Source organism: Flavobacterium sp. 38-13 (assembly GCF_001899155.1).
Classification (GTDB): domain Bacteria; phylum Bacteroidota; class Bacteroidia; order Flavobacteriales; family Flavobacteriaceae; genus Flavobacterium; species Flavobacterium lindanitolerans.
The window spans coordinates 434,347-458,900 of sequence record NZ_MKVG01000007.1 but is presented as its reverse complement, the minus strand read 5'-3'; the positions used below and the strand labels follow the sequence as shown (position 1 = coordinate 458,900).

Genomic DNA, 24,554 nt, shown 5'->3' with positions numbered 1-24,554 from the left:
AACTGAAACTTGAAAACAAATTCTTAGGAGGTGAGATGCTTGTGATAGAGAAGTCGAATTTCGACTCAAGATTATTTTATTTTATAAACACCCAATGCCTTTTTTATCTTTTTGCTTAAAAGAACCAATTTTACATACAATCGGTTTTTCAAACTCAGGAACATCCAGTTTTTATAGGGAATAAGTTCTTTTTCAATCAGGCTGTTCATTTTCTCTGATACAATAAAATCTTTATTGATATGCGCCCATTTTACATTGTCGTAACCGTCAAACTCATTCACCTTGTTTTTTTCATGAATGATTGACATCCATAAACGCTTGTCTGTAATCTGCGTAATACGGGTTTCCTTTTTCCACAACGTATGGTCGTTAAACCAAACAGTTTTCGGGTTTTCATTTTTTTCAATCAGGCTTATGAAAGGATTGAAAATATGTTCTTTTTTACCTAATATGTAACGGGGTTTTACCTGTAGAGAATAGCCTTTGATAACATCAACAGCCTGATATTCCTGTGACTGAAATTTGTGCTGTACTTCGTTGATGAAATTTTTATGGATACAATCGTCATTGTCAATTCTTGAAGTAATCAAATAAGGAACATTCTGTGCATCTTCAGAAATAAACTGTTGGATAGCCGGATAAAATTCAGGCATACCATCAATATAAAAGGCTTTGATGTTTGTCTTATCCGAAATCAGGTTAGTTATGGCACTTTTATATTTTTCGGGTGTTGTAGTGTCAAAAAATAGAAGCCAGTTAAAATCCGTATTGGTTTGCGCCACAACAGATGGGAAACAAAAGTTCTCAAAGAGCCACATTCTGTCTTCCATCCACTCGTCGGTCAGTAAGGTTTCGTTATTTTTAGTAACGTTCCAATCAGGATTTCTCAGATTAAACCTAGTAATTAGATAGTGTTTAAACATTTATTGGGTGCTAATTAACCTTTCGGCAATTTTTTTGTAAAATTAAATTAATTATTTGAACTCTAAAATCGAAAATGGTTACTTTTGTGAACAAAATAAGAAAAGCATAAATGCACGAAGTTTACAATCCAAAATTCCTACACCAGAAAGAAGCCATACGGGACTGTATTGCTAATTTTGAGGCTAAAGGTATTTTGTTTGTTGACGGAAAGCGCAACAAAATCAGGCTCTTTGAATTGGATGAGATTACATTGAATGTCAAATCGTTCAAGATTCCTAATTTTATCAATCAGGTAGCCTATAAATTTTTCAGGCGTTCAAAAGCCAGACGCTCTTTTGAGTTTGCCAATATTTTGCTGGAAAAAGGAATAGGAACCCCTCAGCCCATTGCTTATTTTGAAAATTTCAAAAATGTTCTTTACGACAGTTATTACATCAGCGAACAGTTGAATGCAGATTTGACGTTTAGAGAATTGACAACAGATTTGAATTATCCTGACCACGAGACCATACTAAGGCAGTTTGTGCGTTTTTCATTTAATTTACATGAAAATGGTATAGAATTTCTCGACCACACGCCAGGTAATACACTGATTAAAAAGAATGGTGAAGGGAATTATAATTTCTTTTTGGTTGACCTGAACAGAATGCAGTTTCATAAGTCCATGACCTTGAAGCAGCGGATTGTCAATTTATCCAAACTCACACCCAAAAGAGAATTGGTTGAAGTAATGAGCGACGAATATGCAAAGCTTTATGGCAGGCCTTATGAAGAGGTTTTGCAAATGATGATTGTTGAAACGGAATCATTCAGAAACAGGTTTCATAGAAAGAAGCGGCTCAAGAAAAAACTGTTTTTCTGGAAATAATTTTTTTGCATTTAAATAGATTATGAAAGCATCCGTAATAATGAGTACCTATAATTCTGAAGAATGGCTTGAAAAAGTCATATGGGGATTTAGTGTGCAAACTGAACTCAACTTTGAAATTATTATTGCAGATGACGGGTCAAAACCTAAAACCAAAGAATTGCTCGATACTTTAAGACCGCAACTTTCAATGCCGTTAATTCATGTATGGCAGGAAGATAACGGTTTTCAAAAGTCACAAATACTCAATAAGGCAATTGTTGCTTCCAATACAGATTATCTTATTTTTACGGACGGCGATTGTATTCCGAGGAAAGATTTTGTGGAAACACATCTTCATTATCGTGAAAGAGGCTATTTTCTTTCCGGAGGCTATTTTATGCTTCCGATGAATATTTCGCAGGCTATCACAAAAAATCATATCCTGCACCAGAATTGTTTTGATGTAAAATGGCTTGTTGGGCGAGGCCTTAAAAAGTCATTTAAAAACACAAAACTTTCTGCTACCGGTTTATGGGCAAAGTTCCTGAATTTTATTACGCCAACAAAAGCAACCTGGAACGGACATAATGCTTCCGGATGGAAAGACGATTTGGTTGCTATCAATGGCTTTAACCAGGAAATGCAATATGGCGGACAGGACAGGGAACTGGGTGAAAGGCTTTTTAACAAAGGGCTGAAATCAAAACAGATTCGATACAGTGCCATCGTAGTTCACCTGGACCATGCAAGAGGCTACGTAAATGAAGCTACCTGGAAAAAGAATTTTGCTATTCGTGAAAATACCCGAAAAAATAAGGTTATCAGGACGCCAATCGGGATTGATTCCAATTAATTTTTTTCCAGATAACTGTTGAGTTCCGGCAGAATGAGTTCCGGAGTAAAAGACTCGTACAGTTTCATGGCCTGATTTTTCATTTCTTTTGCAGATTTTTTACCATATAATTCCGGTTTGAAATCTTTGAGATGAACAGAAGCATAATGTATGCCGTCTTCAAACGAATTCCAGGCTTCCTTTTTTATCCATGTAGAAAATATTGTGAATGTAGGCTTGAATAGGGCCTTGGCCATATTTACTGCCCCGCCTTCGTTGCCAATCAGGGCATTGCAATGATAAGTAATCGATAAAAATTCCCGAATGCTTCCCGGAACAATGTTAATCTTAATGTTCTTTTGTGTTTCCGGCTGGCACAGTCCGAATATTTTTTTTGCCTGTTCCGCCTGTGATGGCATGTAGTTAAACAGAAGCGTAGCGTTGGTTTTGGCAACTATGGCATCAAGTAACTTTGCCATATAAGGAAAAGGATAGGTTTTATTATGACCACTACCCAAAACACCAATCATATAGATTTTTTTTGAAAAATCGATATTGTTTTGAATCAGGATATCTTTTCCGTTTTTAATTTCTTCTTCTGTCAGGAAAATTTTAGGGCGATTGTCAAGCGGAATGCCCGAAGAAAAAGGCTGTAGCAACAGCATTCTGTTTTCAATAGCCAGACCGGCTGAAGTTTTTGGTTTTAAAAGTTCCTTAAACGTGTCCGTATATAAAAAGTTGGTATAGGACTTATGAAATCCGATTTTCTTCTTTGCGCCTGACATTCCTACAACAAGATTGCTTTCCAGCTTTCCATAGGCATCAACAACAATATCGTATTTCTCTTTTCGGATAGAAACCAGAAAACGCAGGAGCATTTTTTTGCTTTTGCGAAATTCTTCCTTGAAAAGTACCAAATTATCAATATTGGGATTGTTTTCTACCACCGGCTTTGTGAAAGGATAAATCAGGTAGTCAATCTGTGCATCAGGATAAATAGTCCTTAAGTTGTTGCAAAGAATAGAACTGGCCAAAACATCGCCTATCATTTTCTGCTGGATTACAAGTATCTTTTTCATGAAAATTGTATGAATTACAAATTAATAATTAGGAATTACGAACATTTATGCCAGACAGGTTGTTCGTAATTCCTAATCTCAATTCCTAATTATTATACCGCTACGTCGTATTCTCTCAGTGCGTTGTTTAAAGAAGTTTTCAAATCGGTAGAAGGTTTTCTTTTTCCGATAATTAAAGCGCAAGGAACCTGAAATTCTCCTGCAGCGAATTTTTTAGTATAACTGCCCGGAATCACAACCGAACGTGCTGGCACGACACCTTTCATTTCTACAGGCTCATCACCGGTCACATCTATAATTTTTGTAGAAGCTGTCAGACAAACATTAGCGCCAAGAACTGCTTCTGTTTCAACGCGAACACCTTCAACTACAATACATCTGGAACCAATAAAAGCACCATCTTCAATGATTACGGGAGCAGCTTGTAATGGCTCTAAAACACCGCCAATTCCTACACCACCGCTCAAATGCACGTTCTTGCCAATCTGGGCACAACTACCTACGGTAGCCCAGGTATCGACCATCGTACCTTCATCGACATAAGCACCAATATTGACATAGCTTGGCATTAAGATTACACCGCTTGAAATATAAGCACCATGACGGGCTACAGCATTAGGAACAACACGAATTCCTTTTTCGGCATAGCCTTTTTTCAAAGGCATTTTGTCATGATATTCAAAGATTCCTGCTTCAAGGGTTTCCATTTTTTGAATAGGGAAGTACATTACAACTGCTTTCTTTACCCATTCATTAACTTGCCATCCACCGGCAATTGGTTCAGCTACGCGTAATTTTCCACTGTCTAGCAGTTCGATAACCTCGCGGATTGCTGTGGTTGTTTTTTCTTCCTGAAGCAGGGCTCTATTTTCCCATGCCTGCTCTATAATTGTCTGCAAAGTGCTCATAAAATTTGATTTTCAGCAAAGATATGTTTTTTTCGTTTTCAACCCTGCCAGAGTTTCAAACTCTGGCAGGGTTGAATAAACGGATTTTACGTAAATTTGTAAGACACCCTATTTCCTATGAAAGATAATTTTTCAAATCAAGCCTCAGAGTATTCTAAGTTCAGACCTTCTTATCCGCCGGAACTTATTGAACATATCGTTTCGTTTACGGAATCGAGAGAAATGGCATTGGACGTGGCCACAGGCAATGGGCAGATTGCCCAAAAGCTATCTGAATATTTCCAGACCGTATATGCTACAGATATCAGCGAAAATCAATTGCAGCATGCCAAACAATTATTAAATGTAATTTACAAAAAACTTCCTGCAGAAAGAACCGATTTTCTGGACAAGCAATTTGACCTGATTACAGTAGCCCAGGCAATACATTGGTTTGATTTTGACCAGTTTTATGCGGAAGTATATCGCATACTAAAACCCAACGGAATCTTCGCAGTAGTTGGTTATGGGCTTTTCAGCACCAACGAGGAATCAGATAAAATACTTTCTGATTTTTATTACAATATTGTAGGTCCGTTTTGGGATGCTGAACGAAAATACCTGGATGAGAATTATCAAACGATTCCTTTTCCATTTGAAGAATTGGAAACGCTTCGTTTCCAGAATAAATTTACGTGGACTTTCGAACAGTTGGTAGGTTATTTGGAAACATGGTCAGCGGTAGAACATTATAAAGCGCATAACAACGAAAATCCAATCGATTTGATTCGCAAGAAATTGGAGATTTCATGGGAAGCAGGAAATAAAACAGTTGTTTTTCCGATGCTTTTGAGATTAGGGAAATTAAAAATGTAATTTTACGCAGCCTAATTTTTGATTTATGAAAATATTGATTCCGTTGTTATTGGTTTTCTTGATAATTTCCTGCAAGAAAGAGGAAAGTTCGTCTTATGAATCTATGGAAGATATTAATAAAAAGATAACCCAAAACAAGCCCTTTTTTGATTTTGATGAAGTAATACATTATCAGATTCCAATTGACGAGAATGAATATTATGATTTGATTTTAGCAGATACAATTTCTGAAAAAGGTAAAATATTTGAATTTTTATTAAGAGAGCCTTGCCCGGAAACTAAAGAAGAAAAAATAAAGTTCAAAGAAGCCATTAAATCTGTTGATAAAGTAGAAAATACTGCTATCAATCCTAAGTATTACGATGAGCTGAGAACGCAGATTTTTGCAGAAAAGAGATGTGACCAATTTTTTATTGCCGCTTGCGACCCTATTTACAGAGATATCTTTATTTTTAAAATGAATAAGGAAGAAACAGGAATGGCAAAGATTTGTTTTAAGTGTGGATTATATAGTTTTTCAAATAAATCTGCAATTGTAGACTGTTTTAATATGAATGGTGAATTAAGAAGGCTTAAGAAAATAATTTCAGAAAATAAGAAAAGTTAAAATGCCAAGAATACTAGCCATAGATTACGGACTAAAACGAACCGGAATTGCCGTTACAGACGAAATGCAGATTATTGCTTCCGGACTAACAACTATTCCTTCAGAAACTGCTATTACTTTTCTTAAAGATTACTTTGCTAAGGAAAAAGTAGAAAGGGTTTTGATTGGAGAGCCTAAACAGATGGATTACACACCATCAGAAAGTGCCAAACTGATTGAAGCTTTTGTGGAAAAATTTAAAAATAATTTTCCAGACCTACCATTTGAAAGGGTTGATGAGCGTTTTACATCAAAAATGGCGTTCCAGACCATGATTGATAGTGGGTTAAAAAAGAAACAACGTCAAAATAAAGCGCTGATTGATGAGATTTCGGCAACGATTATGCTTCAGGATTACTTATCCAGAAAAAAATTCTAGATTTTATTTTTATTTTATTAAAAAACCTGTTTGTAATTTAAAATAGATATAAATAACAAAGTTTTTTGTTTCTTTCAAAGTATCTTTGCACGACAAAAATTTTTGTGATGGCAACTACAACTTTAAGAACAGAAACGGATGTGGTTCTAATTGGCGCCGGAATCATGAGCGCTACTTTAGGTTTATTGCTTAAAGAACTGAATCCCAATATTAAAATTGAAATTTACGAGCGACTGGACATGGCTGCGGCCGAAAGTTCTGATGCATGGAATAATGCGGGAACAGGTCACTCTGCATTTTGCGAGCTCAATTATACTCCGGAGCTTGCAGGTGGAGAAATCGATACCAAAAAAGCTGTAAAGATTGCAGAATCTTTTGAAGTTTCGAAGCAGTTTTGGGCCTATCTGGTTGAAAAAAATCTTATCTCCAATCCTGAAAATTTTATCAAGAGTATCCCGCATATGAGTTTTGTTTGGGGTGAAGAAAATGTGGATTTCCTGAAAAAAAGATATGACGCGCTTCAGCAATACAGTCTTTTCAAGGGAATGGAATATTCAGAAGATAAAGATAAAATACGTTCGTGGATGCCATTGGTTATGGAAGGCAGGAATCCAAAATCAGTTATTGCGGCTACTTCAATGAAAATTGGTACCGATGTGAATTTTGGTGAACTCACCCGAAGTATTTTTAATTACCTTAAAACATTAGAAGGTGTTAGCATGAAGTTCCATCATGAAGTGAAAAGTCTGAAAAAAGGTGAAGATGGAAGATGGCAGATTAAGGTGAAAAATCTGGAGACAGGCGATAAAACCAAAATCATTACACGTTTTGTTTTTATTGGAGCCGGAGGTGGTTCATTACCGTTACTTGAAAAAGCAGGTATTCCGGAAGGTGATGGTTTTGGAGGTTTTCCTGTAAGCGGTCAATGGTTGAAATGTGTCAATGAAGATATAATCGCAAAACACAATGCCAAAGTTTACGGTAAGGCTTCTGTAGGTGCTCCGCCAATGTCAGTTCCGCATATCGATACCCGTATGATTGATGGTAAAAAAGCTTTATTGTTTGGGCCTTATGCAGGCTTTTCTACTAAATTCCTGAAAAATGGCTCGTATTTGGACTTGCCGCTTTCTATAAAACCGAATAACCTGATTCCGATGCTTTCAGCCGGATTCCATAACCTGCCTTTGACAAAATATCTGATTGACCAGGTGCGTCAGTCACCGGAAGATAGGCTCCAAGCCTTGAAAGAATACCTTCCGGACGCCAGGATGGAAGACTGGGTTTTAGAAACTGCAGGCCAACGCGTACAGGTTATCAAAAAAGGCGAGAATGGGGGAGGAGTATTGGAATTTGGAACAGAAGTAGTAACAGCGGGTGATGGTTCGTTAGCCGTTTTGCTAGGTGCGTCTCCGGGAGCTTCAACCGCAGTTTCGATTATGCTTGACCTGATTCAAAGATGTTTTTCTGAACATGAAAAGTCAACAGCATGGCAGGAAAAGTTAAAAGAAATGGTTCCATCTTATGGAATCTCATTAAACGATAATGAATCTCTGCTTCAGCAGGTGAGGGAACATTCTGCTAAAGTCTTGAAATTAGATACGTTGTAAATAAATAGAAATTATACAAAGAAGCCTGAAGCAATTGTTTCAGGCTTTTTATTTGGTCTGATGCAGCAGCTTGGCCGCTTTGACAATACTTTCAGAAAGATTGGTCAGCCATACCAGTTGTTCGATAACCAATTGGGCTTCCTGCATTTTAAGCTGGAATTCTTCATCCTCAGAAAGATGCGCTTCCTTTAATTCCTTGGCACGCATATTCTTTAATTCGGTAAAGCGCATGGCCAGATCTTCATTTGTTTCGGTTTGTGCCAAAGTGCCGGAAACCTCTAAATCAGCAAAAGTGATGGCATAATTCAGATTTTTGATTACCGTTTGGACAACTACATTGAAAGCTTCAGATGCCGTCGATGTTTTATGCGTCTGTATATAAGTTCCTAAAGAAGCCAATGAAGAAAGCAATGTGTGGTTTAAGACGGCAAGTTTGTAAACCTGCTGCACCTGTTTCTGTTTGGATTTGGGTTCCTGGGTCATACGTTGAAACGAGGCCATCAGGTTACCGACTTCAATGAAGGCATTTTTTCGCGCGATTCGGTATGAGGTTGTCACTTCTCCTTTGTTGTTGTAAAAAATAGAAATCTCGTTGAGATAATCACGATTGGCTTCAATGGATTTTTTAATATAAATAGGCTGGCTCATAAATTCCCATGATGGCCAGAAGAAATAATTGGCCAAAAAGGCAAGGCCTGCCCCTACCACAGTATCCAGAATACGGTATTGGATGACATCGTTAATATTTGGGGTAATGATTCCGTAAACAAAAACAACATAAATGGTTACAAAAGTAGCGCCTACTTTATAATTTATCGAGGTAAATGTAAAGCCTAAAATCATCGAAGTAATAGCTAAGGCACCAATGATAATGTGATTATGGATAAACAGCAGTAGGGCAAAAGCAATGAGTCCGCCGACCACGGTTCCGATAATCCTGTGGAACGAACGCTCTTTGGTCAATCCGTAGCCCGGACGCATGATAACTACTATAGTCAGCAATATCCAATATACATTTTGAAAAGGGAAAAGGCTTCCTAACAAAAACGCAAGCATGATTGTGGCCGTCAGCCGTAACGAATGGCGAAATATGGTTGACGAAAAACTCAGGTTTTCACGGAATGTGCTCCACGGATAATATTGTGGAGTCAGTAATTTGTCAAGATTCTTGTCTCTTCCTTTATAATCGTTCGTGTTGAAGTTTGGCATGAAGGCACGCTCCACAATCTTAATTTTTTCAATCTGCTTTTCCGCATAATGCAGCATGTTGGAAAGCATCCAAACGCCTTCGGAAGCTTTTTCCTTTCCCAATTCCTGTTCGTAGTCTGAAATTACTTTTTCGAGCGCTTCAAGGTCTTTTAGCAGCGAATGCTTCGGTACATATTTTTTTCGGTTCTCGAGGCTTTTAAAAATTGCTTTTAAAGTAGAAGCAAGGTTGTAGGCCAGGTGCTGATAGGTAGCCAGGACTTTTGGATGGTCTGCAAATTTTTGATGCAGTTTATTATGGTCAAATGAGGTCGATAGTGCCAATTCCAGAATTTCAAGCAGTGAAATAAAAACCAGGGTCATCTTTCGGGTCTGGTCTGAAGTACCGTTGGAATGGCTGCGGTTTCGTATTAAAATTTCCCTTAGGTTTTCATGGATTGTGTTTAATTCTACCTGAAGGTATAGCTGCTTTTCGATAATTTTTTCGCGGGGTGAATCAATCTTCCATAAATCACCACGCAATTTCATATACTTTGAAGTCAGTCGCAAGCATTCGGCAACCTGAAGTTCGATATAACGGTGCGGTCTGATGTAATTAAATGTCAGGGATATGAGAAGGTAAAACAGACCGCCAACAAACATTAGTCCTGAATATTGGAGCATTTCCCATCCATCGTGTATGTGGCCAAAAGCAAGGCAGATAGATAAGAGGGCTGAAAATGAAACCTGAGTCGCACGTTGTCCATAAACCGAAATCATGGAGAAAAAGAAAATCATAGCCGCCATAGCCGGATACAATATCCAGGGTTGCGGATAGAGCAGGTTAACGACCAGATTGTTTCCCGCTACAATCAGGGCAGCAACCAGAATACCATTTATTCGGTGTTTTCTGTTGCTGGGAATATCGCTCGGATAGGTCAAAAAAGCACCTAAGGCAATATTGAAACCAATTTCAAAATTACCTGTATAAGAGAACAAAAGCACCGGAATAGCAGCGGCCAATGTCACTTTTAAGGCATTGGAAAAATTGGTACTATCGGTAAAATTTCGGACTTTCTGAATCATTGCGAAGCGGTTACTAGCAAAGATAGGAATTGATAAACATTTTCGGAATTAAAAAAATAAAGATTTAATGCTTTTGATGTTATTAAAAGATTACCGTCTATAATCTTTTTTCACTATTTTTGCCCTCTGATTTTGCAGAGATTCTGCTAATTCTTTATAATTCAATACGAAAGAAATGATTTTACCAATTATAGGATATGGCGATCCGGTTTTAAGAAAAGTAGGTGAGGAAGTGCCACAGGATTATCCTAACCTGAAGCAAGCGATTGCAGACATGTATGAGACGATGTATAATGCTTATGGAGTAGGTCTGGCAGCGCCTCAGGTAGGACTTAGCCTTCGACTATTTGTTATTGACACGGAACCGTTTAGTGATGATGAAGATTTAGAGGAAAAAGAGCGTGAAGAACTGAAAAACTTTAAAAGAACCTTCATCAACCCAAAAATGCTTAAGGAAGAAGGGGAAGAATGGGGATTTAATGAAGGATGCCTGAGCATTCCGGAAGTCCGTGAAGATGTGTACCGAAATGAAAGAATCACCATTGAATATTTTGATGAAGATTTCAATAAGAAAACGGAAGAATTTGACGGATTGATTGCAAGGGTAATTCAGCATGAATACGACCATATCGAAGGAATTTTATTCACAGATAAAATATCTTCACTAAAAAAACAGTTAATAAAGAAAAAACTTCAAAACATTATGGACGGAAAAACACGTCCGGATTATAAAATGAAGTTTGTTGCCAAAAAAGGCAGATAAGAAGAACAAATTAATTTCAATTATAAAATATCTTTAAAATGAATTTAGACAAAATATTGGCCATTTCTGGCAAGCCGGGCTTATATGCACTTAAACTTCAAACCCGTACCGGTTTTGTTGCCGAATCATTACTTGACGGAAAGAAAATTACGGTTGGTTTGAGAAGCAATGTCAGCCTGCTTTCAGAAATTTCTATTTATACAAATGAGCAGGAAAAACCGTTGGTTGAAGTAATGAGAGCTATTGCTGTAAAAGAAGATAACGGACCTGCCTTATCTCATAAAGAAGACAATGCTAAATTGGCTGCTTATTTTCTTGAAATCTTACCGGACTATGATCAGGACAGAGTATATCCGTCAGATATCAAAAAAGTTTTGAACTGGTACAATATGCTTCAGGCAAAAGGCCTGGTTTCAAAAGAAGCTCCTGCACCAAAAGTTAAGGAAGAAGTAACAGAAGAAAATTCAAACTAATTCTTCATCAAAAAATAAAAAACCTCGTTTAGAAATAAACGAGGTTTTTTATTTTAGCTCAATAAGAAGAGAAACAATAGCGGGAACACAATGCCGGCTATAGCGAGTTTCCAGCCTCTTTTCTTAAAGGTAAATTTTCCATAAGGAATCATCAGGGCACCGGTAACCGCAATTACAATTAATGAAATACCAAAAATATCAGAATAATAAATCCACCATTCTGAAGTGTTTTTGTGTAGTTTCATAGCATGGCTGATGATTGGTGTTTTTTTGAAAGCGACAATTTCTCCTTTTCCTGTTTTCATATCAATTTCCACATCGTGGTTTTCAAATGAAATCTTCAAAGTTCCTTTTTTGATGGAATGGCGTCTGATTTTATCATCAATGCCGTGTTCTTTTCCTAAGGATTCAGCATATTTTTCGCTAATCAGTTCTTCTGGCGGTAGCTTTACTTCAATGTTTTTTGTTTCAACGGTATATTTTTCCGGATGCCAGCTATCTCTGTGATTCATCAATATTCCGGAAAAGGCAAAAGAAATAATCAATCCAATGTAAAAATAGCCTAAATCACGATGCAGGCCTCTTATTTTTTGTTGCTTCATGTTGTTTTTAAAAGATGGCGCAAATATAGTTCACTTTTTCCAGCACAGGGCAAAAAAAAGCCCCCGTTTTGGCGGGGCTTAAGGTTTTTATTTCTGCTCATAATCGTAATTCACCATCCAGAGGATACCGAATTTGTCAACAAACATTCCAAATAAAGCGCCCCAGAAAGTTTTTTCCAAAGGCATGGTTACTTTTCCGCCATTGGAAAGTCCGTCGAAAAGTTTTTTAGCTTCGTCTTCGCTTTCTGTATTGATGGAAACTGAAAAATTCGTTCCTGCAGTAACAGGCTGTTGTCCGAAAGCCTCACTCGTATCACTTCCCATGAGTATTGTTTCTTTGCTGATTGGCAATGAAACGTGCATAATCAAATCTTCTGTTCCGGCTGGAAGCGGTTGTTCAGAAGGCATATCTTTAAACTTTCCGATATAGGTAAATTCTCCGCCAAATACGGATTTGTAAAATAGGAATGCTGCTTCACAGTTTCCATTAAAAGTAAGATAAGGATTTACTTGTGCCATGTTAGATTGTTTTATTGTTTTTGTTTGTTCAAACTTACTGAACTTTTTTCATTGCAAATTGTTCCGATTTCGTTTTTCCGTCTTTCATTCCGGAAATTTCAGCTACGATGCTGTCTTTTGTAATTTGGTTGTAAGTAATCTTGTTTGGGTAATCGTGTTTCGGGTTCTCGAAAATAAGTTGTTTGTCAGAAGAGTTTGTCAGGGCAAATTCTACAGGCTTTTCATTATTTTGATTTCTTACTGATACTTCATAAATCAATTGATTTTCTTTTTGCCAAAGTTTTACGCTTTCTCCAAAAACGGTGTCCTTACCAATGACAAAATAGCTTTCTCCGTGAAAAGTAGAATCATTTTCTTTGGTCCATATCTCAGAAAGATTGCCTTCTTTGGAATTATTCTCCCAACGTCCTAAAAACCAATCGGCTTTTTTGATTTCGGCATAAGTTTTTGGAGTAGCTTCAACGGGAGGAAGCTTTGAATCATGGGCTTCTTTACAGGAAGTGATTCCTAAAGTTGCCAAAACAGCCAGTGCATAAATAGTTTTTTTCATAAGATTGATTTAGTTTACAGCAAACAAATATGAATCAATATCGATTGATAAAATTGTAAAAAAACGACTTTCTATTCTAAATTGAAATATTTTGCCATTTCAAGATTTTCCGAAAAGTATTTTTTCGGATTCAAGCCTGTAAAATATGTGAAGTCTTTTATGAAATGGGCCTGGTCGTAAAAACCGCCGTCATAGGCTACATTGGTAAAATTTCTAAAATCTTTGTTTTCAATGAGCTGTAAAGCATGATTGAATCGTATGATTCTTGAAAATAATTTCAGGCTCAATCCTACGTTGGAAAGAAATTTACGTTCCAGGTGACGTTGCCCGGTTTTTAGATTAGCTGTCAGTTTTTCTATTGAAATCATTCCTTCGGATAGGATGATTTCATTGACACAACTTTCAATTGCATCCGTGTCGGTGGTATTTTTGAGATGGTTCTCAAGGAAATTTTCGATAACCCGAATGCGTTCTTCATTATTCTGGCAACAACCCATTTGTTCTTCCAAGGAACTGCTGTCTTCCCAGATTTTTGATAGCTCCACAAAAATTCCGGTCAAATTGCTGACAGGAAAATCAATAAAAGGCTGTAATCCGGCGGGTTGAAACCGGATGCTGAAAATACCAACTTTGCCGATTCCCTGTACTTCAATGAATTTTTTTAGCTGACCGTGTATAAAGTTTTTTGGTTGCGTTTCGGCTCCGTTTTTAGTGTAGGTGACAAACAGGTCGCCATGATTAAAAATCAGTTCAATACAGCCGTCAGGAAAAATACGTTCTCTTGAATGCGGTTCCAAATCATCAAGATTGTCGAGGCTCCAATAACAGCGGATGTATTTTGACAGCCTGTCATTTGGTGAAAAAACATGGTAGTTCATCTTAATTATTTACCATTGGATAAGTGTTTTCGTTTTTATTTCTCAAGTCCAGGCCACCTTCATATACTGATTTCAGATTAACCAGATAAAAACTCCAGCCCGTATGGCATCCCAGACGGATATTCCTTTTTGAATTTTCATCAGTCGGAATGTTTTTTTGTGTGAGTTCCACCAATACATAGCCGTCTTCTTGCGTAAGTAGAATATCGACAAGACAATTTCCGGCAAAAGTAAACTGCAAATAATCAGTGCCGTTGGCCTCGGTAATTTTTCCTTTTTCGACATCGTCATACAAAAACCATCGCCATTCATAAGTGGCATCTTTTTCGACGGCTGTTTTCGAATCGAGCTGTTTGCCATTTGGGTCAAAATAGGAAGCATTGCTCAAAAACCATTTTTCAATTTCTGAAGATGTGGCCCAGGCATTGTAAAGTGTTGAAAGGCTAGATTTTATTGCAATTTTTCTGGTGAATTTTGTCCAGTCGAAATTTTCCATACAAGAGTTTTTAAAGACTAAAGTAAGTAAAAAAAACTCAATTGTTTATCAGAAAACTTGCTTTGCGATTTTGTGTGAAATAGTTGCTCGCAAAGGCGTAGAGCCGCAAAGTTTTTAAGAACAAATTATTGACATTGCCGGTGTGGTTTAGACTTCTAAAATCCACATAATTGTTTTAATCTGTGATAATCCGTGGCCTAAAAACAATGAAATGAACCGTAAGAAAACCGGCTTTTCTTTGTTTGGTATAAACTTCATGACAGTCATAAAAACTCAATCTCAAGCCCGATGGAACGTAAACAATTTTTTTGTAAATTTGCACTCCAATTACATAAGGAAGAAAAGATGTTAGATAGATTGCAGATTGTAAAACAGCGTTTTGACGAGATTTCGGATTTGATTATCCAGCCGGATGTCATTGCCGACCAAAAGCGCTATATCCAATTAAACAAAGAATACAAAGACTTGAAAGCGCTTGTAGAAAAGCGTGACGAGTATGTAAATATAATGGGCAATATTGATGAGGCAAATGAAATTATTGCTGACGGTAGTGACCCGGAAATGACCGAAATGGCAAAAATGCAGTTGGATGAGGCCAAGCAGAGATTGCCGGAATTGGAGGAAGAAATCAAATTTTTGCTAATCCCGAAAGACCCGGAAGATGCGAAAAACGTCATGGTTGAAATCCGTGCCGGAACCGGTGGGGATGAAGCCAGTATTTTTGCAGGTGATTTGTTCCGAATGTATACCAAATATTGCGAAAGCAAAGGTTGGAGAACGTCGGTTGTGGATATGAACGAAGGAACTTCCGGAGGTTTCAAAGAAATTATTTTTGAGGTTACCGGTGAAGACGTTTACGGAACTTTAAAATTTGAAGCAGGTGTACACCGTGTACAGCGTGTGCCACAGACTGAAACTCAGGGACGTGTGCATACTTCTGCAGCAACTGTAATGGTTTTGCCAGAAGCGGAAGAATTTGACGTTCAGATTGACATGAATGACGTTCGTATTGATTTTTTCTGTTCGTCAGGACCTGGTGGACAGTCAGTAAACACGACAAAATCTGCTGTTCGTTTGACGCACATTCCAACAGGATTGGTAGCCCAGTGTCAGGATGAAAAGTCACAGCATAAGAATAAGGATAAAGCATTTACCGTTTTGCGTTCCCGTTTGTATGAGCAGGAATTGGCTAAAAAACAGGAAGAAGATGCTCAAAAACGTAGCTCTCAGGTAAGTTCAGGAGACCGTTCTGCAAAAATCCGTACGTATAACTATGCACAGGGTCGTGTAACCGACCACAGAATTGGATTGACGTTATACGATTTAGGAAACATCATGAACGGAGATATCCATAAGATTGTTGACGAGCTTCAGCTGGTTAGCAATACAGAAAAATTAAAAGAAGCCAGCGAAGTATTCTAAAAATAAACAAGCCTCATTATTGGGGCTTTTTTTATAAGACCAACTACACAACACCATGACAACACAACAACTAACCGAACAAATCCACCAAAAAAAATCCTTCCTTTGCATTGGATTGGATGTTGATTTGAATAAAATTCCCCAACATCTGCTCAATACGGAAGACCCGATTTTTGAATTCAATAAGGCTATTATCGATGCTACTCATGATCTGGCTGTGGCCTATAAGCCTAATACAGCTTTTTATGAAGCCTATGGAATCAAAGGATGGATTTCACTCGAAAAGACAATCCGTTATATCAACGAGAAACATCCGGAAATTTTTACAATAGCCGATGCCAAGCGTGGTGATATTGGGAATACTTCTTCTATGTATGCCAAGGCTTTTTTAGAAGACATGGCTTTTGATTCGGTTACAGTGGCACCTTATATGGGCAAAGATTCTGTTGAACCATTTCTGGCTGTGAAAGATAAGTTTACAATACTTTTGGCGCTGACTTCCAATGAGGGTGCTTTCGACTTCCAGACAAAATCAGTTGAAGGGAAAGAGCTTTACAAGCAGGTTATCGAAACGTCAAAACAGTGGAAAAATTCCGAAAACCTGATGTATGTTGTTGGAGCTACCAAAGCAGAATATTTTACCGAAATACGAAAAATAATCCCGACAAGCTTTTTGCTGGTTCCCGGAGTAGGTGCGCAGGGCGGAAGCCTTTCGGAAGTCTGCAAATACGGAATGTCTGAAAATGTTGGATTGCTCATCAATTCGTCAAGAGGAATCATTTATGCTTCACAACAGCAGGATTTTTCAGAAAAGGCCAGGGAAGAGGCCCTTAAAATGCAACAGGAAATGGAACAAATTCTAAAATAGTTGCTATGGACAGGACTTTTATTCTTCGCTTTGCAGTCGCCTTTATCCTCATTATGCATAGTGTGCCTGGAATGTTCAATAATGGGATCCATGAGTTTGGAACCTTATATCTGAATACGGTCGGATTTGCTCCTTATGGAGTTTTACTGGCCTGGTTGATTAAGCTGTCACACGTAGTTGTAGCGGTATTGCTTTTGCTGAATAAATATGTCAAGATTGCTTCTATCGTTACTATCTTCGTTTTGATTATGGGCATTATCATGGTTCATTATCCGGAAGGCTGGTTTGTGGTTGGCGGCGGAAGAAACGGCGTTGAATTTAACTTCCTTCTTATTTTTGTGCTTTTGGCAATTATGTTCCCGGAAGGAATAAATAGTAAACTTTCAAAAAAATAACCATTGAAAACGTACAGCGACCAATTGGGCAATTCGCATACTTTTGAATCGGTTCCCAAAAGAATAATTTCCCTCGTACCATCACAAACAGAGTTGCTGTTTGATTTGGGACTGGAAGAAAATCTTGTGGGAATTACCAAATTTTGCATTCATCCTTACCATCTGAAATCAACCAAAAAGATTATCGGAGGAACTAAAAAGGTGCATTATGAAAAGATAAAGCTGTTACAGCCCGATATTATTATCGCCAACAAAGAAGAAAATACGGAGGAAATTGTAGAAGAATTGCGTAAAATCTGTCCGGTTTGGGTCACCAATATCCTTACTATTGAGGACAGTCTGCAGATGATTTCAGATTTTGGACAATTATTTAATAAGCGGACGGAAGCTCAGAAGTGGATTGACAAAATACAATTTGCCTTAACCGATTTTCAAAATTTTATCAAAGACAAAGAAGAGCAAAAAGTAGCCTATTTTATTTGGGCTAATCCTTATATGGTAGCGGGAGGCGATAATTTTATCAATGAAATGCTAAAGCTTAACAAGTTTGTCAATATTTATGATAATCATCCAAAATATGAAGGCCGGTATCCTGAAATTGTGATTCAAAAAATGAGAATACAAGGTGATCCGGATTTGATTTTGCTATCCTCAGAACCTTTTCCTTTCAAAGATGAGCATGCTTTTGAATTGGGACGTTTTACACATCACGCCAAGACCGTTTTTGTTGATGGTGAGATGTTTTCCTGGTACGGAAGCCGAATGGCAAAAGCCTTTGATTATTTTAAAAAGCTGCATTCTAATTTATAATCTATTATCAGAAACTATAACTGTCAGCTGATATAATAAAAAAGCCAGTGTTCCTAAAAACACTGGCATTTTTTTTCTAACTAACCCTAACCAAATGAGAAAACCATTAATCTCTCTGCAAATGTCCAACTTTTTTTGGAGCGTATGTGTTAAGGCAATGTTATTTATATGTTATTGATTACTAATTTTTTAAGGGTCTGTTTGTTCCTCTTAATCCTGCATGGCAAACACCTTTTTTAGTAGTGGAGAAGTACGGGCTCCAATATCGGTACGAATTTTTTTCTCCTCCACAGAAATCATCTTAAACACACCTTCCATAGCTTTATCAGTCACATAGTCGTTAAGGTCAGGATTCACTTTTGCGACCAAAGGAATCGTATTGTATTTTTTAATGATACCTTCCCATACCTTATCAGCACCTACATTGCTCAATGATGTTTTTACAACAGGATTGAATTTTGTGTAGAGTTCGGTAGAAGTTGCACCTTGTAGATAAGTCGTTGCGGCATCTTCATTGCCTAAAAGAATGTTTTTTGCATCGGCAAACTTCATGTTTTTAATGGCACTTACAAAAATAGGAGTTGCTTCTTTTACGGCATCTTCAGCCGCACGATTCAATACTTTAATTCCTTCGTCAGCCAGGCTTGACAATCCCATAGAACGTAAAGTCTTGTCCACTTTCTGTAATTCTTCCGGGAAGAGAATTTTTACGGCTTCATTTTTATAAAATCCGTCCACAGCCGTCAGTTTGGTTACCTGTTCCGAAATTCCTTTTTGAAGTGCTTCTTTTAGTCCGGCACTAATATCGGTGCTTCCCAATAGGCTGCCGGTTTTTTTAGAACTTGTTTTAGTTTGTGTTTTTTCTGTTTTCGATTGTACCTTTTCGGTTGCCTTTTTGATAAATCCATCCAATTGTGCAAAGCAGGTTGCAGGTACTAAAAACGCCACTAGTAATAATCTTTTCATGAGAGTAAAGTTTTTCGATTCAAAGATAATCAAACATCATACCGTTTAGCAATATAGTTAAAAATTATTAAAATATAAAAACAATCAATTTTGTTTATCGAAAAGGATTGTTTAAATTTGAGGAAAACAAACTGATAATTAGGTACTAACAACAAATAATAAAAATTATGAAAGAACACAACAAACTCACCACAGCCTCAGGAAAGCCTTATGCCGAAAACGAAGATTCCCAATCAGTAGGACCCAGAGGACCTCTTTTGCTTCAGGATTTTATCCTGCATGAAAAAATGGCTCATTTTAACCGGGAGCGTATTCCGGAAAGGGTTGTACACGCAAAAGGATCGGCAGCTTTCGGAACTTTTACTGTAACACACGATATTACGAAATATACCAAGGCAAAAATCTTTTCACATATAGGAAAAGAAACAAAACTTCTGCTCCGTTTTTCTACTGTTGGAGGTGAAAGAGGTTCGGCAGATACGGAAAGAGATCCAAGAGGATTTGCATTGAAATTTTATACCGAAGATGGAAATTGGGATTTGGTAGGAAACAATACGCCTGTATTTTTTATCAAGGACCCGAAAAAATTCGGAGACTTTATCCATACCCAAAAACGTGATCCTTATACTAACTTGAAGTCGCCTACCATGATGTGGGATTTCTGGTCGTTGAATCCGGAAAGTTTGCATCAGGTTGCGATATTAATGTCTGACAGAGGAACTCCATACGGTTACCGCCATATGCACGGATTTGGAAGCCATACTTTTTCTTTTATCAATAAGGATAACGAACGATTCTATGTAAAGTTCCATATGCTTACCAAACAGGGTATTAAAAATTTTACGGATGCCGAAGCAGCAGAAATGAAATCAAAAGACATGGATTTTGCTCAGAGAGACCTGGTTGAAAATATTGATAAGGGCAACTTTCCGCGTTGGGACATGAAAATTCAGGTGATGACCGAAGCAGAGTCAAGAACCTACCATATTAATCCGTTCGACCTTACAAAAGTCTGGCCTCATGCCGATTATCCACTAATTGACGTTGGTGTTATCGAACTTAACAAAAATCCCGAAAACTATTTTCAGGATGTAGAACAGGCCGCTTTTGCTCCGGCGCACGTCGTGGATGGAATAGGATATTCGCCAGATAAGATGTTGCAGGGAAGATTGCTTTCCTATCCGGATGCGCATCGTTACAGATTGGGTGCCAATTATGAGCAAATTCCGGTAAACAGATGTCCGTTTGCTACTAACAATTATCAAAGAGACGGACAGATGCGTATTGATGGAAACGGAGGCAGCGCTCCAAATTATTTCCCAAACAGTTTTGACAATATTGTTGTTGACCAATCGTATAAAGAACCTGCATGGGCATTGGAAAGTAATGTAGCGGGTTGGTATGACCGCAATGCCGAAGGTGAAAACGATCATTACACACAGCCGGGTAATCTTTTCCGCTTATTGGAACCGGAACAGCAAAAGAATCTGATTAGCAATGTAGTGGGGGCAATGTCAGGCATTGAAGGGCCAAAAAGAATGGAAATCATTAACCGCCAGCTTTGCCATTGGTTCCGGGCCGATCCGCGATTAGGAATGGGAATTGCGCAAGGATTGGGAGTTGAAGTCGATCCGGACATGATGAAATAAGAATCCTAATAAACAGGATTTTACAGATAAGTCAATATTTTAGAGTTTTGACCCCCTGGGCCCTTTCGGTAATTTTCTACCGGAAGGGCTTTCTTTTTTTAACGTTTCCGCACCCTGGCAGGGTTTTAAACCCTGCCAGGGTGCGGAAACGTTGTTCAGTTAAAATACTTAATAAACACTTCGAAATTTTTAGGAATTTCGTAAATTGCCGACCTTAAAAAGACATATATTTCAAAATGGAACAAGCCAAACCTTATATTCCTAAAAATAAAGTAAGAATTGTAACAGCAGCAGCACTTTTCGACGGACACGATGCTGCCATTAATATTATGCGACGCATTATCCAGTCGACAGGAGTCGAGGTAATCCATTTAGGACATGATAGGAGCGTTGAAGAAGTTGTAAATACAGCCATTCAGGAAGATGCCAATGCCATTGCCATGACCTCTTATCAGGGTGGGCATAATGAATATTTTAAATACATGTATGATCTGCTTAACCAAAAAGGAGCAGGCCATATCCGAATTTTCGGTGGAGGAGGCGGAGTTATCCTGCCGGATGAAATAAAAGAATTGCAGGAGTATGGAATTACGCGAATCTATGCGCCGGATGACGGACGTGAATTAGGACTGCAGGGAATGATTAATGACCTTGTTCAGAAATCTGATTTTCCGATTGGCGACAAGCTAAACGGAGAGGCCAAACATTTGGAAGAGAAGAACCCAACTGCAATTGCCCGTCTTATTTCTTCAGCAGAAAATTTTCCTGAAATTGCAAAAGAAACCCTTGATGCGATACACAAACAAAATGAAACCAGCAAAATTCCGGTTCTGGGTATTACAGGAACAGGTGGAGCCGGTAAATCATCTTTGGTTGATGAATTGGTCAGAAGATTTTTAATTGACTTTCCGGAAAAAACAATCGGTTTGATTTCGGTTGACCCTTCAAAACGTAAAACAGGCGGAGCACTTTTAGGAGACAGGATTCGTATGAATGCCATCAACAATCCACGTGTTTATATGCGTTCTTTGGCAACAAGACAGTCCAACCTGGCTTTGTCCAAATATGTTGCAGAAGCCATTCAGGTACTCAAAGCCGCTAAATACGATATTATCATATTGGAGACTTCGGGAATTGGACAGTCAGATACCGAAATCATGGACCATTCCGATGTTTCGCTCTATGTGATGACTCCTGAATTTGGAGCCGCTACGCAGTTAGAAAAAATCGACATGCTTGATTTTGCTGACCTTGTAGCGATTAATAAATTTGATAAGAGAGGTTCGCTGGATGCCTTGCGTGATGTTAAAAAGCAATACCAGAGAAACCATAATCTTTGGGATGCCAATCCGGACGATCTTCCGGTATTTGGAACCATTGCTTCCCAATTCAATGATCCGGGCATGAATACGCTTTACAAGGCAATCATGGACAAGATTGTTGAAAAGACAGAAGCCGATCTTAAATCCACATTTGAGATTACGCGTGAAATGAGTGAAAAAATCTTTGTCATTCCGCCGCACAGGACGCGCTATTTATCTGAAATTGCAGAAAACAACAGAAAATACGATGCAGTTGCTTTGACACAACAGCAGGTAGCACAAAAATTATACGGTATTTTCAAAACTATTGAATCGGTTTCAGGTAAAACTCCGGAATTGACAAAAGCCGGAATAAATGATGATTCTGTTTTGCCAAGCGCAGTAGAAGAACACAACGAAACCAGAATCTTCCTAAACCTTTTGCTCAACCAGTTTGACAAAGTAAAGATGGATTTGGACCCGTATAATTGGGAAATTATCTTTACCTGGGATGAAAAAGTAAACAAATACAAAAATCCTGTCTACACTTTTAAAGTACGTGACAAGGAAATAAAGATAGCCACACACACGGAATCCTTATCACATTCGCAGATACCGAAAGTAGCCTTGCCGAAGTATGAGGCATGGGGCGATATTCTAAGATGGTGCCTGCAGGAAAATGTGCCGGGTGAGTTTCCGTTCACTTCAGGATTATATCCGTTCAAACGCGAAGGAGAAGACCCGTCAAGGATGTTTGCCGGAGAAGGCGGACCTGAAAGAACTAATAAGCGTTTCCACTATGTGAGCGCAGGGCTTCCGGCAAAAAGACTTTCTACTGCTTTTGACAGTGTAACATTATATGGAAATGACCCGCACCTAAGACCGGATATCTACGGAAAAATCGGTAATGCAGGAGTATCTATCTGCTGTTTGGACGATGCCAAAAAATTATATTCAGGATTCAATCTGGCACATCCGCTGACTTCGGTGAGTATGACCATTAATGGTCCGGCTCCGATGTTGTTGGGATTCTTTATGAATGCTGCAATAGACCAACAATGCGAAATCTACATCAAGGAAAATAATCTGGAGGATGAAGTAGAAGCAATCATAGCCGAAATCTATAAAAAGAAAAATATAGAAAGACCGCGTTATAACGGAACACTTCCTGAAGGGAATGATGGTTTGGGACTGATGCTTTTAGGAGTAACCGGCGATCAGGTATTGCCAAAAGATGTCTATGAGCAGATCAAGGTTAGAACTTTATCACAAGTACGTGGAACCGTTCAGGCAGATATCCTAAAAGAAGATCAGGCACAAAATACCTGTATCTTTTCGACAGAATTTGCGTTAAGGTTAATGGGTGACGTACAGGAATATTTCATTGCCAAAAATGTACGTAACTTCTACTCGGTATCTATTTCAGGATACCACATTGCAGAAGCCGGAGCCAACCCTATCACACAATTGGCATTCACGCTTGCTAACGGATTTACCTATGTAGAATACTACTTGAGCCGTGGTATGGACATCAACGATTTTGGTCCGAACCTTTCGTTCTTCTTCTCGAATGGAATTGACCCGGAATATGCCGTAATTGGACGTGTAGCCAGAAAGATTTGGGCGAAAGCACTTAAAAATAAATACGGTGCCAACGAAAGAGCACAGATGTTGAAATACCATATCCAGACATCAGGCCGTTCACTGCACGCTCAGGAAATTGATTTTAACGATATCCGTACTACATTACAGGCATTGTATGCTATTTATGATAACTGTAACTCATTGCATACCAATGCATACGATGAAGCTATCACCACGCCAACTGAAGAATCGGTGCGTCGTGCCATGGCAATCCAGCTGATTATAAACAAGGAACTTGGTTTGGCTAAAAACGAAAATCCGATACAGGGTTCTTTTATTATCGAAGAATTGACTGACCTTGTAGAAGAAGCTGTATTGCAGGAATTTGACAGGATTACAGAAAGAGGAGGAGTATTGGGAGCTATGGAAACCATGTACCAGCGTTCTAAAATTCAGGAAGAAAGTATGTATTACGAAACACTGAAACATACTGGGGAGTTCCCTATTATTGGCGTGAATACTTTCCTGAGTTCCAAAGGTTCGCCAACGGTTATTCCTGCCGAAGTTATCCGTGCCAGTGAAGAAGAAAAACAATTCCAGATTCACACTCTGGAAAACCTGCACAAAGCCTACGGTGATAAAATGAAAGAACAGTTGGCTATCATTCAGGATGTAGCCATCAATAACCAGAATATTTTTGAACAGCTTATGGAAGCAACCAAAGTGTGTTCATTAGGCGAAATCACTGCTTCATTGTTTGAAGTAGGTGGACAATACAGAAGAAATATGTAAGAACATATCACATAATTGCCAAAAAAAAGACCTTCATCGAAGGTCTTTTTTTATTAACCACCACTACCCACTATCCACTGTCCACTGTCCACTGTCCACTGCCAACTATCCACTTTTCCATCATTGGTAGATTAA

General features: G+C 38.3%; 24 protein-coding genes. 14 read left to right on the top strand and 10 right to left on the bottom strand.

The window, feature by feature from the left end:
• Positions 1–71 precede the first annotated feature (71 nt).
• Positions 72–923, bottom strand: coding sequence for a glycosyltransferase (locus BGO88_RS05070; RefSeq protein WP_277015404.1), 852 nt, complete (start codon positions 921–923; stop codon positions 72–74).
• Positions 924–1,033: 110 nt separating this feature from the next.
• Here BGO88_RS05070 and BGO88_RS05065 point away from each other — a divergent pair, with 110 nt between their 5' ends.
• Positions 1,034–1,792, top strand: a complete 759-nt coding sequence (locus tag BGO88_RS05065; protein ID WP_286706162.1) for a lipopolysaccharide kinase InaA family protein — start codon at positions 1,034–1,036, stop codon at positions 1,790–1,792.
• Positions 1,793–1,814: 22 nt separating this feature from the next.
• Positions 1,815–2,627: a glycosyltransferase family 2 protein gene (locus tag BGO88_RS05060; RefSeq protein ID WP_056070093.1), complete on the top strand. Its 813-nt coding sequence runs from the start codon at positions 1,815–1,817 to the stop codon at positions 2,625–2,627.
• On the opposite strand, the gene BGO88_RS05055 is transcribed toward BGO88_RS05060, so the two are convergent.
• Together BGO88_RS05055 and BGO88_RS05050 are read right to left on the bottom strand one after the other, a co-directional pair.
• Entirely contained in the window at positions 2,624–3,685 is a 1,062-nt protein-coding gene (locus BGO88_RS05055; protein WP_286706161.1) for a glycosyltransferase family 9 protein, read from the bottom strand. The genes BGO88_RS05060 and BGO88_RS05055 overlap by 4 nt on opposite strands.
• Before the next feature lie 92 nt (positions 3,686–3,777).
• Positions 3,778–4,593 carry a 2,3,4,5-tetrahydropyridine-2,6-dicarboxylate N-succinyltransferase gene (locus tag BGO88_RS05050; RefSeq protein WP_056070100.1) on the bottom strand — a complete coding sequence of 272 codons (816 nt, stop codon included), beginning with the start codon at positions 4,591–4,593 and terminating at the stop codon, positions 3,778–3,780.
• Positions 4,594–4,710: 117 nt separating this feature from the next.
• Between BGO88_RS05050 and BGO88_RS05045 the strand changes: the two genes are divergently transcribed.
• The 4 genes from BGO88_RS05045 (at position 4,711) to BGO88_RS05030 (ending at position 8,080) form a co-directional block, all read left to right on the top strand.
• Complete coding sequence (locus BGO88_RS05045) at positions 4,711–5,448, top strand: class I SAM-dependent methyltransferase (RefSeq protein ID WP_286706160.1); 738 nt, start codon at positions 4,711–4,713, stop codon at positions 5,446–5,448.
• Between the two features lie 103 nt (positions 5,449–5,551).
• Positions 5,552–6,055 carry a hypothetical protein gene (locus BGO88_RS05040; protein WP_286706159.1) on the top strand — a complete coding sequence of 168 codons (504 nt, stop codon included), beginning with the start codon at positions 5,552–5,554 and terminating at the stop codon, positions 6,053–6,055.
• Between the two features lies 1 nt (position 6,056).
• On the top strand, positions 6,057–6,473 hold the full coding sequence (ruvX, locus tag BGO88_RS05035) for a Holliday junction resolvase RuvX (RefSeq protein WP_056070110.1): 417 nt from the start codon (positions 6,057–6,059) through the stop codon (positions 6,471–6,473).
• A 107-nt stretch (positions 6,474–6,580) separates the two neighbouring features.
• Positions 6,581–8,080, top strand: coding sequence for a malate:quinone oxidoreductase (locus BGO88_RS05030; RefSeq protein ID WP_286706158.1), 1,500 nt, complete (start codon positions 6,581–6,583; stop codon positions 8,078–8,080).
• Positions 8,081–8,128: 48 nt separating this feature from the next.
• Here the strand turns inward: BGO88_RS05030 and BGO88_RS05025 are convergent, their stop codons facing one another.
• Positions 8,129–10,351, bottom strand: coding sequence for an FUSC family protein (locus BGO88_RS05025; RefSeq protein WP_273238473.1), 2,223 nt, complete (start codon positions 10,349–10,351; stop codon positions 8,129–8,131).
• A gap of 175 nt (positions 10,352–10,526) precedes the next feature.
• Between BGO88_RS05025 and def the strand changes: the two genes are divergently transcribed.
• Together def and BGO88_RS05015 are read left to right on the top strand one after the other, a co-directional pair.
• The gene (gene def, locus BGO88_RS05020; protein WP_056070119.1) at positions 10,527–11,114 is read left to right on the top strand and encodes a peptide deformylase; all 588 of its coding nucleotides are present in this window, start codon (positions 10,527–10,529) and stop codon (positions 11,112–11,114) included.
• Between the two features lie 38 nt (positions 11,115–11,152).
• The gene (locus BGO88_RS05015; RefSeq protein WP_056070122.1) at positions 11,153–11,587 is read left to right on the top strand and encodes a DUF5606 family protein; all 435 of its coding nucleotides are present in this window, start codon (positions 11,153–11,155) and stop codon (positions 11,585–11,587) included.
• A 53-nt stretch (positions 11,588–11,640) separates the two neighbouring features.
• Here the strand turns inward: BGO88_RS05015 and BGO88_RS05010 are convergent, their stop codons facing one another.
• The 5 genes from BGO88_RS05010 to BGO88_RS04990 all read right to left on the bottom strand — a co-directional run bounded on the left by BGO88_RS05010 (position 11,641) and on the right by BGO88_RS04990 (position 14,632).
• Positions 11,641–12,189, bottom strand: a complete 549-nt coding sequence (locus tag BGO88_RS05010; protein WP_056070125.1) for a PepSY-associated TM helix domain-containing protein — start codon at positions 12,187–12,189, stop codon at positions 11,641–11,643.
• An 87-nt stretch (positions 12,190–12,276) separates the two neighbouring features.
• Positions 12,277–12,708 (bottom strand): VOC family protein, encoded by a 432-nt coding sequence (locus BGO88_RS05005; RefSeq protein ID WP_056070127.1) that lies wholly within the window; start codon positions 12,706–12,708, stop codon positions 12,277–12,279.
• Between the two features lie 34 nt (positions 12,709–12,742).
• The gene (locus BGO88_RS05000) at positions 12,743–13,258 is read right to left on the bottom strand and encodes a DUF6265 family protein (RefSeq protein ID WP_101471668.1); all 516 of its coding nucleotides are present in this window, start codon (positions 13,256–13,258) and stop codon (positions 12,743–12,745) included.
• Between the two features lie 71 nt (positions 13,259–13,329).
• Entirely contained in the window at positions 13,330–14,136 is an 807-nt protein-coding gene (locus BGO88_RS04995) for a DUF6597 domain-containing transcriptional factor (protein ID WP_286706157.1), read from the bottom strand.
• A gap of 1 nt (position 14,137) precedes the next feature.
• On the bottom strand, positions 14,138–14,632 hold the full coding sequence (locus BGO88_RS04990) for an SRPBCC family protein (RefSeq protein WP_286706156.1): 495 nt from the start codon (positions 14,630–14,632) through the stop codon (positions 14,138–14,140).
• A 345-nt stretch (positions 14,633–14,977) separates the two neighbouring features.
• Here BGO88_RS04990 and prfA point away from each other — a divergent pair, with 345 nt between their 5' ends.
• Genes prfA through BGO88_RS04970 form a run of 4 tightly spaced genes read left to right on the top strand, consistent with a single transcriptional unit; the run spans position 14,978 to position 18,127 of the window.
• On the top strand, positions 14,978–16,054 hold the full coding sequence (gene prfA, locus BGO88_RS04985) for a peptide chain release factor 1 (protein WP_056070137.1): 1,077 nt from the start codon (positions 14,978–14,980) through the stop codon (positions 16,052–16,054).
• Between the two features lie 55 nt (positions 16,055–16,109).
• Positions 16,110–16,922 carry an orotidine-5'-phosphate decarboxylase gene (pyrF, locus tag BGO88_RS04980; RefSeq protein ID WP_286706155.1) on the top strand — a complete coding sequence of 271 codons (813 nt, stop codon included), beginning with the start codon at positions 16,110–16,112 and terminating at the stop codon, positions 16,920–16,922.
• 5 nt (positions 16,923–16,927) lie between these two features.
• A complete protein-coding gene (locus BGO88_RS04975; protein ID WP_286706154.1) occupies positions 16,928–17,317 on the top strand; it encodes a DoxX family protein in 390 nt (129 codons plus the stop codon).
• A gap of 3 nt (positions 17,318–17,320) precedes the next feature.
• Positions 17,321–18,127, top strand: coding sequence for an ABC transporter substrate-binding protein (locus BGO88_RS04970; RefSeq protein ID WP_101471673.1), 807 nt, complete (start codon positions 17,321–17,323; stop codon positions 18,125–18,127).
• Between the two features lie 210 nt (positions 18,128–18,337).
• Here BGO88_RS04970 and BGO88_RS04965 read toward each other — a convergent pair whose 3' ends face one another.
• Entirely contained in the window at positions 18,338–19,093 is a 756-nt protein-coding gene (locus BGO88_RS04965; RefSeq protein ID WP_286706153.1) for a DUF4197 domain-containing protein, read from the bottom strand.
• 167 nt (positions 19,094–19,260) lie between these two features.
• Here BGO88_RS04965 and BGO88_RS04960 point away from each other — a divergent pair, with 167 nt between their 5' ends.
• Both BGO88_RS04960 and BGO88_RS04955 read left to right on the top strand, forming a co-directional pair.
• On the top strand, positions 19,261–20,742 hold the full coding sequence (locus BGO88_RS04960; protein ID WP_286706152.1) for a catalase: 1,482 nt from the start codon (positions 19,261–19,263) through the stop codon (positions 20,740–20,742).
• A 236-nt stretch (positions 20,743–20,978) separates the two neighbouring features.
• Positions 20,979–24,419 (top strand): methylmalonyl-CoA mutase family protein, encoded by a 3,441-nt coding sequence (locus tag BGO88_RS04955; protein WP_056070153.1) that lies wholly within the window; start codon positions 20,979–20,981, stop codon positions 24,417–24,419.
• The last annotated feature ends 135 nt before the right edge of the window (positions 24,420–24,554 follow it).